Consider the following 11,542-nt stretch of genomic DNA (forward strand, 5'->3'; position numbering starts at 1 on the left):
GATTTCAACCTTGAATATGTTAATTTTGTAATGTTATAAGAATAAACATTTCTGAACAATAATCTAAAGAGCAAAAGTTTAAGGTTTTAAACGTTGTCAGCGTTCAAAACGCTGATAACGTTATATAGAACGCCAATAATCGGGCTTCAACAATAATAACTAATTCCTAAAGAAAATGATAGCTGAAAATATAGAAACAACAACGCAAGCCTTACCCGTAATGGAGGCTTTTTATACACTTCAAGGAGAAGGTTTTCATCAAGGAAGAGCCGCTTATTTTATTCGTTTGGGCGGTTGCGATGTCGGTTGCCATTGGTGCGACGTAAAGGAATCGTGGGATATAAATGCCCATCCAAAACTTAGTCTCGAACAAATTGTAGAGGAGGCTTCTCAATATCAAGGTCGTTTGGCAGTGGTGACGGGTGGAGAACCACTCATGCACAATTTAGAAGAATTGACAACTGCTTTACATCAAGCAGGTTTTGAAACCAATATTGAAACCTCTGGCGTATGTGAGCAAGTAACTGGTGCTTGGGATTGGATTTGTTTTTCACCCAAGAAATTCAAAAAGCCCAATCCAGAAATCTATGCAAAAGCTCATGAATTGAAGGTAATTATTTACAATCAATCAGATTTTGAATGGGCAGAAAGTTTTGCGGAGGTAGTTTCTGAGAATTGTATGCTTTATCTTCAACCTGAATGGAGCAGAATGGAAACGATGTTACCCGAAATAATTGAGTATATCAAGAACAATCCGAAGTGGAGAATTTCGTTACAAGTGCATAAATTTATGGATATTCCGTAAATGGAGACATTCAAAACCAATGTCGTTTAGTTTAGCCGATTAACTTCCCGAAACAATTCCATTGTGGGTTAAACTTTCGGGAAGTTTGCACAAAATAGTAAATACCCCAATTTCTTAACTAAGTGACATTGCATTCAAAAACTATGAAATCAGCTTTCAAAATAACGCTTCTATTCATCTTTACACTATTCTCTGTTCAATATTCTCTATCACAAGTTCCCCTTTCTTCCAATAACAAAAAAGCCATTGATGCCTACGAAAAAGGCGTAAAGGCTCTTCAAGACCGTAATATTGAAATGGCTTTTTCTGAATTTGAGGAAGCTATTGAACGGGATAAATTATTTGCTGAACCGTATTTTTATTTAGGAAGATTGTACGAACAAAACCGACAATTTGGGAATGCTATTTTGAATTACGAAAAAGCCGTCAATGCCCAAGAAAAAACGTCGGTTACAGAAATCGCTTCTCAACAAGTAGGGCAATTGTATTTAAAAAAAGGGGAGTATCAAAAAGCGTTGGTTTTCTTGGAAAAAGGTCTGCCAGCCGTAGTTCCTACCAAACAAAGTCGTTACAAAGCCAGAATCGAAAGCTGTAAGTTTGCTATTCAAACTGAGAGTAAACCTTTAATTATCAATCCTTTAGAATTACCTAAAACGGTTAATAAATTCCAATCGCAATATTTTCCTGTCCTGACTGCCGACCGTGAAGCGCTCATTTTTACGGGAAATCAAGATAGTGAAGAAAACCTGTATGTTTCCACGAAAAAAGACAGCGTTTGGTCGTCGCCAATTTCAATTTCGGATAAAATAAATACGCCCGAAAACGAAGGAACAGCTACAATTTCTGCCGATGGTCGTACTTTGGTTTTTACTTCCTGCGGTGGTAAAAAAGGCTTTGGAAGTTGTGATTTGTTCATTTCCTACAAACAAGGTGAAAACTGGACTTCTCCCCAAAATTTAGGCTCAAATATTAATTCTAACGAATGGGAATCTCAGCCTTCATTATCTGCTGATGGTCGGACGCTTTATTTTGTTTCGGATAGAAAAGGAAGTTTGGGAAAACGAGATATTTGGGTTTCAAAAATAGATTCCACCAATTTGTGGGGAAAGGCAATTAATTTAGGAACAACTATTAATACCATCGAAGACGACCTTTCGCCTTTTATTCATGCCAACGGAAAAACACTTTTTTATTCTTCCGAAGGACTCGTGGGAATGGGCGGTTTGGATTTGTATTTCTCTGAAAATCAGAATGGTAAATGGACAAAGCCTGAAAATTTAGGTTTTCCACTTAACACTCACGAAGACCAAGTGGCTTTATTTATTACTGCCGATGGTAAAAAAGCCTATTATTCTCTGGAACGTGACCAAGAGGATAAATATCGTCGGGCAAAGATTGTAGAAATTGACGTTCCCGAAGGTTTACAGGCGAAGTTTAGAGCAACTTCTTTCTTGAAAGGAATCGTTTATGATGCCCAAACCAAGCAAAAATTACAAGCTGATATTGAGTTGATTTTGTTGAAAAATAACGAATTAGTGAGCAAAATAAACTCAGATTCTCAAACAGGAACATATACTTCCGTGTTGCCGAGTGGAGGAGAATACGCCGTTTTTGTGAGTAAGAAAGGGTATTTTTTCAAGAGTTTAAATTTTGATTTTTCTGATAAAATTGGTCGGGATAAAGTGCTTGATATTCCACTTGAACCTATCAAACAAAATGCTAAAGAGATTTTGAACAATATTTTTTTTGATACGGCAAAATGGGATTTAAAACCCGAATCTACCGTTGAATTGGATAAATTGGTGACTTTGCTCAAAACAAATCCTGATGTTCCCATAGAAATTTCTGGACATACCGACGACGTTGGAAAAGATACTGATAACGTGATTCTATCCCAAAAAAGAGCAAAATCAGTGGTGAATTATTTGGTTGAAAAGGGTGTAAATCCCACCAAAATAAAATCGGAAGGTTACGGCAAAACTCGCCCATATTTACCCAATACTTCTGACGAAAACCGAAAATTGAATCGTAGAATTGAGGTGAAGTTTTTGTAGGAAATTTGGAATCAAGTACAAGGTATTAAGTATTAAGAAAATGCACGCTAAAACAATTTAATCGTTAGGACTTAATACCTAATACTACCTCCATAACCCTAAAACGCAATATTAAAATTACCTTAAAAACGGACTCAAACATAGTGTTTTGAGTCCGTTTTTCTATTTAATTGCCTAATTTTGAGTGTAGTTAGTAACACAGACTTCAGTCTGTATAATCATTTACAGACTGAAGTCTGTGTTACTTTTATTAACGCACAAATTAAGCAGATGAAAATTTTAGTAATTGAAGACGAAGTAAAAACGCTACAACTCATTAAACAGGGCTTGGAAGAACAGCAGTGGGAGGTTGATATTGCCTACGATGGTTCGATGGGGTTTCAGTTGGCAACTCGTCATCAATACGCTTTGATTATTTCTGATATTATCTTGCCGATGCTCAACGGTTTGGAACTCTGCAAGAAACTTCGACATGAAGGTATAGATACGCCAATTCTTCTTTTAACAGCTTTAGGAACAACGGACGATAAAATTATAGGATTAGATGCTGGAGCAGACGATTATTTAGCTAAACCGTTTGAATTTAAGGAGTTAATGGCAAGAGTTCGTGCTTTGACCCGCCGAATGGGAAGCATTGTTCACACAAATTTGTTGAAAGTTGCCGATTTAGAAATGGATTTAGATACTAAAACCGTTGTTCGTGCGGGAAAAGAAATTCCATTAACTGCCAAAGAATTTACGTTGTTAGAATATTTTATTCGTCACCAAGGTCGAGTAATTTCTAAGGTAGAATTAGCCGAAAAAATCTGGGATATTACTTTCGATACAGGTACAAATGTGATTGAAGTTTACATGAATTTCTTACGTAAAAAGATTGATAAAGATTTTGATACCAAGCTACTCCATACACAAATTGGCATGGGTTATGTGCTAAAAATTGTCTCATAATGCTCAATATTCGCTCGAAACTTACTTATCAATTCATGGCATTGGCTACGGCTATTTTGCTGATTTTTTCTGTGGGCGTTTACTTTTTTAGCAGATTATACCTCGAAAAACGCTTCTACAAACGCCTCCAAGAACGAGCCATTACAACCACAACACTACTTTTTGACCTAAACGCTGCTGATACAACGGTTATGAAATTGGTTAATATTTCTGACCGAGAATTACTCACAGATGAAAGTATTGCAGTTTATAATGAGCGGCTTAAAAAAGTGGTTTTCTCCGCAAATCAGGAAAATTCATTGACTGCCGAAGTATTTATTCCTTTGCTTCAGGGCAATCCTCCCACAATTTATAAGCGTTTTAATCAGTACCAAATTATTGGCGTAAAAGTAAAAAATGGTAATGATACCAATTGGGTTTTTGTGAGTGCCATTGATACCAATGGAAATGATGCTTTGGAAGATTTACGAAAAATTCTGCTCGTCATGATTTTAATAGGAATCCTTTTATTGGGGATTTCGGGCTGGTTTTTTGCCGATAAAGCACTCGCACCGATGTCGGGAATTATTAGACAAGTGAATCAAATTTTTCCAGATAATATTGAAAATCGGGTGGAGCATCCTAATCGTTCCGATGAAATTGGTTTATTAGTTGCCACTTTCAATCAACTCCTCGACCGTACAGAAGAGGCTTTGGTGATGCAAAAAATGTTTATCGCCAATGTTTCGCATGAATTGAAGAATCCATTGACCAAAATTTACTCGCAAATTGAAGTTACCTTATTACAAAAACGAAGTGTTGAAGACTACGAGCAGGATTTACGTTCATTACAAGAAGACACCCGAACTTTGATTCAATTAACTAATACTTTGCTCAATTTAGCCAATACCGTTGTTAGTCCTGATAGTATTCAAAAAATGCCTATTAGGGTAGATGAATTACTTTGGGATGCTAAAAAACAACTCAAAAAGTGGCATGAGCATTATCATATTCAATTGAATTTCAATGATTTCCCCGATAATGAAGAACTTTTAATTGTAGAAGGAAGTGAGGCTTCATTGAAAATCGTTTTCATGAATTTGATAGATAATGCCTGTAAATTTTCAGAGAGTAATTCCGCAACGGTTAATTTCAAAGCTTTAACTTCTCATATTGTTATAGAAGTTTTTAATAAAGGAACGGTTATTCCAGAAGCCGATTTACCCTACATTTTTCGTCCTTTTTATAGAAGCAATGCCACCGCCAAAGCTACACAAGGACATGGCGTTGGGCTTGCCATTGTGTCCCAAATCCTACGACTTCATCAAGGAGAAATCTCAGTTACTTCTATGAAAGAAGGCACAACATTTAAGGTTGTTTTGCCAAATCAGTTAAGTAGTGGCGAATAGCATTCGCCAATTACATAATTTTACTGGCGAATGCTATTCCCCACTACTTAACAATTTATCATGTACACCTACACTTTAAGCTAATTTTAATTTGGCTTTAACCCCTCTTTAACTTCCATTTTGTTGCTTTGTATGGTAAAACAAAACCATCTCAAAATCAATATGGAATCTAACAACAATCAAGGTATTTTTAAAATTGCCATTGGCGTATTAATCGGAGTTGTCGCTTTATTAAGTTATTTGTTCATGGGAGCAAGAAACGAGACATTCGAACTTCAAAAATCATTAACTACCAAAGTTGAAGAATTATCATCAACCCAAATTAAACTTGATTCAATTTCAAGAGCATTAGACACTAAAATTACCGAAGTAAAACAATTGGGTGGAAACATTAAAGAATTAGAAAACGTAAAAGCTCAATTAGAAGACGATAAAAAGAAATTGAAGTCAGATTTTAATTTCTCAGTAGCAAAATACGATGCAAAAATCAAAGAATACGAAAACTTCTTGGTGGTAAAAGATGATGACATCAGAAAATTAAAAGAAGAAAACGGTACTCTTTTGGCTCGTACAAAAACACTTGAAGAAGAAAAACAACAAGTAATTACGGAGAATACAGGTTTAAAAACAGAGAAAGAAGGTTTAACGCAAACAGTTGCTTCTTACACAGCTCAAAATGATGATTTGAAACGTAAAGTGACTTTAGCAACGGCTATGAAAGCTATTAACGTACAAGTGGCAGCGGTGGCATCTAATGGAAAACTTCGTGAAGGAGGTTTGTACAAATCATCTAAAGTTGACCGTTTGAAAATCTCTTTCATCATGCCTTCTAATCCAGTAGCGGAAAAAAACACGAAAGATATTTTTGTAAGAATTCTTGACCAAAACGGTGCAGTGGTTAGCGAAGATGGAAAAGGTGGAACTTTACAATTTGATGGAAAAGAAGTTGGATACAGTGTAAAACAAGGAATTCCATTTGAAAACAATGACCAAAAAGTAGATATTCTTTATGGAAAAGGTTCGGCTTACAAAGCTGGGAAATACAGTATTGAGTTATATTCAGAAGGTTTCAAAATTGGAAACGGAGCTTTTGAAGTAAAATAATTAAGTGTACATTTTGAGTCCTAAATAATGTTTCTCACGCTTAAAAGCTAAAGATTACTTATTTAGGACTTATTTCATTTTTTTGATTCAATTTAATAAAGATATGTTGCCGTCAATTCATCATTATAAAAGTTTCCTCTTGCAGTTTTGTAAAGAGTTGTCAAGAGGCACTTTTGATGGATTAAAATCTGCGTACCGTTTCTTTCATCAATTCCCCAAAGCATATTCCTGCTTAATTTACCTTTTCATTTCGATGTCATTTTGTTATTATCCAATTTTTAATCATTGGATAGCAGGTTTCATCATGATGACCTTGCCTTTTGCCTTATTACTTGCCACATTTGCCTTTGTTTATTTATTGCTAAAAAAACAAAAAATGATTGCCACAATTGGCATTGTGTGGGTTTTGTGTGCCTTGCCAATTCTTAAACGATTTGTGGGTGTTAGCAATGAAAAGACCCAAAATGTCGCTTCTAATTCTTTAAATGTATTGAGTTTTAATAGTGAAAGTTTTTCAAGAATTGCAGACAATAATTTAACAGATTTACAAGCAGATATTGCGTGTTTTCAAGAATATTCACCTAACCAACAAATTGAAAATCAGTACAATAATAAGGTTGTAAAATTGACTAATTTCTCAGAAGACAGAGCAGTTGGTTTGGCAATTTTTACCAAATATCCGATTGTAAAACAATATAGTAAAATCTGGAATCGAGTAGCTGCACCCAATATCAATGGATTTATTTGTGCCGATGTTGTTTATGGAAATGATACCGTCAGAATTGTAAATACGCACCTTTGGTCGATGGGAGTGAGGATAAATAAGGCTTTTGATGCCTTCAAACAAGGAGAAATTAAACGTTTCCTTTTTGAAATCTCCGACACGATGACTCGTTTGAAAGAAGGTTTCAATGCTCGTGATAAACAAGTGGCAGAAGTAGAATCTTATGTTGTTGGCAGTAAATATCCTGTTATTATTTGCGGAGATTTTAATGAAACGCCCTTCAGTTATACTTATGGTAAATTGAGTTTGAATTTCAGAAATGCTTTTGAAGAAGCTGGGCAAGGGCTTGGTTTTACGCTCAATCGTCACCCGTATTGCGTGCGTATCGACCAGCAATTTTTTAGTTCTGATTGGCAAGTTCAATCTTGTAAAACCATTCCAAGCATTAATTTCTCCGACCATTTTCCTGTAATGGCTCAATATATTTTGAAAAAACCAAACATTGCTCCAATGGCTTTGGTGGCTCAACGATAGATTTTAATCAATACAACTCATTAAATTTGTCATTAATAAATCAGACATCATTTAATGAACTTAAAAGAATCTCTTCCCGAATACAATTCTCAGACTGAAACCAAGCGAATTCTTCATTGGATTGATGGCTCTCCGCAACATTTTGCAGATTTAATGGATATATTTTTTGAAGGAAATACTCGTAAAAATCAATACGCAGCGGGTATTATGATTCATTGCATTGACCGTTGGCATTTTCTGATTACACCATATATTGAAAGACTCATTTTGAATCTGCAAAATGAAGGCTTGCACGATGCCATCAAACGAAATACTGTGAGGGTTTTGCAGGACGTTGATATTCCAGAAAATTTACACGGAATAATTGCCGAGATATGTTTTAATTATTTGAAAAACCCTGCGGAGGCAGTTGCAATCAAGGCTTTTTCGATGACTATTATTGATAATTTAACTCAATTTTATCCCGAATTAAAAGAAGAATTACACTTTATTTTGGAAGAACAATTCCCCTTTCAGTCGGCAGGATTCAGAAGTAGAGCAGGAAAGATTTTGAAAAAGTAACACAGGATTCTATCCTGTATTTTTGAAAAGGTAACACAGGATTCTATCCTGTATTTTTGAAAAGGTAACACAGGATTCTATCCTGTATTTTTGAAAAAGTAGCACAGGATTCTATCCTGTATTTTTGAAAAAGTAGCACAGGATTCTATCCTGTATTTTTGAAAATTTAATCACAGGATGGAATCCTGTGCTACTACCAAATAGTTTCTCCAGTTACTAATTCTTGACCATTTTGGTTTAAGATTCGATGAATGAAACCATGTTCAATTGATTGGCTTTGGGTTGTTATTTTATCTCCGAAAATACTTTCATTCTTAAAAATCATATCAATAGAACGAAGCGTTCCATTATTTAAAGTGTCGGTCGGGATACTTTCCAAAAGCCATTCCACATATTTGGTATTATTTACGTGCTGATTTGAGTCAATATCATGCCAACGAATATCAAAACGTCTTTCTGTTTCTACATTACTGATTCCTAAAATCTTGCCTGAAACCTTCTCTACATACTTTTCATTGGTATCAGTTGGAGTAATCGCTCGCATCCAATCGGGTACAGACGTAATTCTGCGACGTACAATATCCATCAATCCCCAAACGCTATTGGCTCTGATAATTTCGTTGCCTTCTTGGTCAAAAACCTTAAAATCTCGGTGATAAAAGTATTTATCAATGTCTTGGACGTATGTTTTTACCGTTACGGTTTCGTCGTAATTTGGCAAGCGGTCAATCCAGATTTTTAAGCGTGAAAGTACCCAAGAAATATTATGTTGAGCGGATAAATCATGAACTGAAACTTTAGCTACGACCGAGTGTCGCCAAGCCATTTCTTGCAAAAGTCCATTAAGAGCGGGAATAGTTAATTTGCTGTGAGCATCAACTTCGGTAATACGGATACGGTAAGATTCGGTAATAAATTCCATTAATTAGATAAAAGAGTGGTTAGATATTAGAGAATAGAGGTTAAATATTAGAGAATGGAGGTTAGATATTAGAGAATAGAGGTTAGATATTAGAGAATAGAGAATAGAGGGTAGATATTAGAGAATAGAGGTTAGAAATTAGAGAATAGAGGTTAGATATTAGATAATAGAGGGTAGATATTAGAGAATGGAGGGTATGGTTGAATATCACTTATACTCTATCATCTATTCTCTATCATCTATACTCTATCATCTATACTCTATCATCTATTCTCTATCATCTATTCTCTATCATCTATTCTCTATCATCTATACTCTATCATCTATTCTCTATTCTCAATTTCCTTTTTTCAATTCTGACATAAATTTTTGACGAGAGATTCCTTCTGTTGGAGCATCTTGATAGGCTTTTTTATAATCGTCTCGTTTTAAATCTCCATTTTTCACCGATTTGATAAAATTCATCCAAGCAAATGGATTAGTTAATGCCATGATTGGACTTTGAACGAAGTTTCTATTTGCCATGCCATAAGTCATTTGGTCGGAGAAATTTCGGAAGTTTCCTGCTCCACTCAAACCAGCTTGCAAGGCTAAGACATTGAGATTTGATTGTTCTAAATTTTTCTCTAAAGCTCTACGTCCTGCTTCATTTTCCAGTTTCATATCTAAAAATGCCTTTTTGAAAGCCTCTTCGGTATTGTATGGATAAACTTTTACTTCGGCTAATTGTCGTATTTCCTCAGCCATGTGAATAATGGCACTTTGTGTCTGTTCTAAAATATAAGGGATGATGTAATATTTCTTCTTATAACCTACATAACTAAACACCAAACTATCTCCAGGATAAACATATAACGTAAAATTTCCTAAGTCATCCGTCAATGCTCCTCTACCTGACTGCACATTGAAAACGTAGGCGTTTGGTAAGAATTCTGAGGTGCGGGCTGCTACTACTTTTCCTTGAAAAACGATTGAACCACTATTATGTTGACCAAGTGCTGAGAGACTTAGAAAACTGGCAATAAATAGTGCTAAAAAGCTAATAGTCAAATGCTTAAGATTCGCTATTTTCTTTATTTTTTTGCTTAAAAATATATGTTGATTTTGTCTTGACATCTTAAAATAATATAGAAGAATGTAAACTTACACAAAATAAACGATGCTGATAATAAAATGGTTTGTCTTTAACAGATTTTAACGTATTTCTAATCTTTAGCGTAATCAAAGTACTGAATTATCTACTCTTTTTCGTAATACAAAATTAGACCACAACTAATACGGATAAAACAGATTAATTCCTCTAACGGAGTTTTAATTTTCCGTGTAAATCCGTTAAATCAGTAGAATCTGTGGTTTAATTTTAGTCTGCGACAAATGGTAGAGAGTGCCGATAAGGTATTAGTTTTAGGGGTTAGAAGACTATTAATTGCTAAAACCTAAAACCCTGATTCTCAACACTTTTATGAAAATAATTTTAAAAATGTAATGATGAACGGAATCGACAATAAAAGTCCATCAAAACGGTCAAGGAAACCACCATGTCCTGGAATTGTTGAGGCTGAATCTTTGATTTTGATACTACGCTTGAAAAGTGATTCTACTAAGTCTCCGTAAGTTCCTGCTACCACGATAATTGCTCCACAACCAAACCATTGCCATGCTTTTAGGTCTAAAAAGTATTGTGACAAAATGAACGCAACGCCCATTGAAGCTAAAAATCCACCAACGCTACCTTCCCATGATTTTTTGGGAGAAACTCGCTCGAATAATTTAGTCTTTCCAAATTTTGTACCTGCAAAATACGCACCCGTGTCGCTTGCCCATAAAAGCAATAAACAACCCAATGGACGTTGCCAGCTAAATCTGTAAGTTAAAAATGCCAAAATAATAACTAAAGCAAATGGCAAAGCCACGTAAATAACGCCCAAAAATGTATAAGCAATGTTTCTGAAAGGTTTATCGTCTTGAGCTTTGTATAATTTTATGAAGAAAATCAAAGTCATTAAAGGCGAAAGAATGTAATAATTTGCCTCTGGAATTACACCTTTTTCAATCAAAAATGTGATAGTGACTAACACAAAACCGCAAAAAGTACCATAATAGGTGAGGGGTTCGTTTCCGTTTAAGCCTAATAATTTATAAAACTCTAATTGTGCTAAAATCGCAATTAAAGCAAAAAGTCCGTAAAACGTCCAGTCGCTAAAAACCATGCAAAATATTAGAAAAGGTACGGCAATAACCGCTGCAATAACCCGCTGTTGCAGGTTTGACATTGATTGTAATTTTGTATTCATTTAATTATATGGTTAATATTTTCTCCGTAGAGACGTTGCCTGCAACGTCTAAATTATGTTAAGGGAAATTGTAAAAAATAACGTACCATATTTGGCTTGGACAAACCTCCCGAAAGTTTTAAACTTTCGGGAAGTTCAGCGGCGAATAGTTGGTACTTTTAATTTTACAATTTCCCTAAACCCAATTTGATTTCATAAAACATGGTAT

At 35.1% G+C, this 11,542-nt stretch carries 10 protein-coding genes; 7 read left to right on the forward strand and 3 right to left on the reverse strand.

Translation table 11 applies throughout. The features are described 5' to 3' along the window. Positions 1-175: 175 nt before the first annotated feature. The 7 genes from VB796_RS07175 (at position 176) to VB796_RS07205 (ending at position 8,118) form a co-directional block, all read left to right on the forward strand. Entirely contained in the window at positions 176-805 is a 630-nt protein-coding gene (locus VB796_RS07175; protein ID WP_323345839.1) for a 7-carboxy-7-deazaguanine synthase QueE, read from the forward strand. A gap of 143 nt (positions 806-948) precedes the next feature. After that, positions 949-2,859, forward strand: coding sequence for an OmpA family protein (locus VB796_RS07180; protein ID WP_323345840.1), 1,911 nt, complete (start codon positions 949-951; stop codon positions 2,857-2,859). A gap of 270 nt (positions 2,860-3,129) precedes the next feature. Beyond that, positions 3,130-3,807 carry a response regulator transcription factor gene (locus VB796_RS07185; protein WP_323345841.1) on the forward strand — a complete coding sequence of 226 codons (678 nt, stop codon included), beginning with the start codon at positions 3,130-3,132 and terminating at the stop codon, positions 3,805-3,807. Further along, complete coding sequence (locus VB796_RS07190; protein WP_323345842.1) at positions 3,807-5,195, forward strand: HAMP domain-containing sensor histidine kinase; 1,389 nt, start codon at positions 3,807-3,809, stop codon at positions 5,193-5,195. The genes VB796_RS07185 and VB796_RS07190 overlap by 1 nt, the downstream gene beginning before the upstream one ends. Before the next feature lie 162 nt (positions 5,196-5,357). Further along, on the forward strand, positions 5,358-6,299 hold the full coding sequence (locus VB796_RS07195) for a hypothetical protein (RefSeq protein WP_323345843.1): 942 nt from the start codon (positions 5,358-5,360) through the stop codon (positions 6,297-6,299). A 139-nt stretch (positions 6,300-6,438) separates the two neighbouring features. Continuing rightward, on the forward strand, positions 6,439-7,557 hold the full coding sequence (locus tag VB796_RS07200) for an endonuclease/exonuclease/phosphatase family protein (RefSeq protein ID WP_323345844.1): 1,119 nt from the start codon (positions 6,439-6,441) through the stop codon (positions 7,555-7,557). A 54-nt stretch (positions 7,558-7,611) separates the two neighbouring features. Next, entirely contained in the window at positions 7,612-8,118 is a 507-nt protein-coding gene (locus VB796_RS07205; RefSeq protein WP_323345845.1) for a hypothetical protein, read from the forward strand. A gap of 193 nt (positions 8,119-8,311) precedes the next feature. On the opposite strand, the gene VB796_RS07210 is transcribed toward VB796_RS07205, so the two are convergent. From VB796_RS07210 to VB796_RS07220, 3 genes are all read right to left on the reverse strand, one after another. Further along, a complete protein-coding gene (locus VB796_RS07210; RefSeq protein ID WP_323345846.1) occupies positions 8,312-9,040 on the reverse strand; it encodes an acyl-[acyl-carrier-protein] thioesterase in 729 nt (242 codons plus the stop codon). Positions 9,041-9,376: 336 nt separating this feature from the next. Further along, positions 9,377-10,156 (reverse strand): carboxypeptidase-like regulatory domain-containing protein, encoded by a 780-nt coding sequence (locus tag VB796_RS07215; protein ID WP_323345847.1) that lies wholly within the window; start codon positions 10,154-10,156, stop codon positions 9,377-9,379. A gap of 344 nt (positions 10,157-10,500) precedes the next feature. Beyond that, positions 10,501-11,334 carry a phosphatidate cytidylyltransferase gene (locus VB796_RS07220; protein WP_323345848.1) on the reverse strand — a complete coding sequence of 278 codons (834 nt, stop codon included), beginning with the start codon at positions 11,332-11,334 and terminating at the stop codon, positions 10,501-10,503. Positions 11,335-11,542 lie beyond the last annotated feature (208 nt).

It is taken from the genome of Arcicella sp. LKC2W, from assembly GCF_034931005.1.
Taxonomy (GTDB): Bacteria; Bacteroidota; Bacteroidia; order Cytophagales; family Spirosomataceae; genus Arcicella.

What these genes read in the sequence shown, in the direction of transcription:
- VB796_RS07190 (WP_323345842.1), top strand. Translation starts at nt 3,807, where the DNA reads ATGCTCAATATTCGCTCGAAACTTACTTATCAATTCATGGCATTGGCT.
- VB796_RS07210 (WP_323345846.1), bottom strand. Translation starts at nt 9,040, where the DNA reads ATGGAATTTATTACCGAATCTTACCGTATCCGTATTACCGAAGTTGAT.
- VB796_RS07175 (WP_323345839.1), top strand. Translation starts at nt 176, where the DNA reads ATGATAGCTGAAAATATAGAAACAACAACGCAAGCCTTACCCGTAATG.
- VB796_RS07220 (WP_323345848.1), bottom strand. Translation starts at nt 11,334, where the DNA reads ATGAATACAAAATTACAATCAATGTCAAACCTGCAACAGCGGGTTATT.
- VB796_RS07185 (WP_323345841.1), top strand. Translation starts at nt 3,130, where the DNA reads ATGAAAATTTTAGTAATTGAAGACGAAGTAAAAACGCTACAACTCATT.
- VB796_RS07180 (WP_323345840.1), top strand. Translation starts at nt 949, where the DNA reads ATGAAATCAGCTTTCAAAATAACGCTTCTATTCATCTTTACACTATTC.
- VB796_RS07215 (WP_323345847.1), bottom strand. Translation starts at nt 10,156, where the DNA reads ATGTCAAGACAAAATCAACATATATTTTTAAGCAAAAAAATAAAGAAA.
- VB796_RS07205 (WP_323345845.1), top strand. Translation starts at nt 7,612, where the DNA reads ATGAACTTAAAAGAATCTCTTCCCGAATACAATTCTCAGACTGAAACC.
- VB796_RS07195 (WP_323345843.1), top strand. Translation starts at nt 5,358, where the DNA reads ATGGAATCTAACAACAATCAAGGTATTTTTAAAATTGCCATTGGCGTA.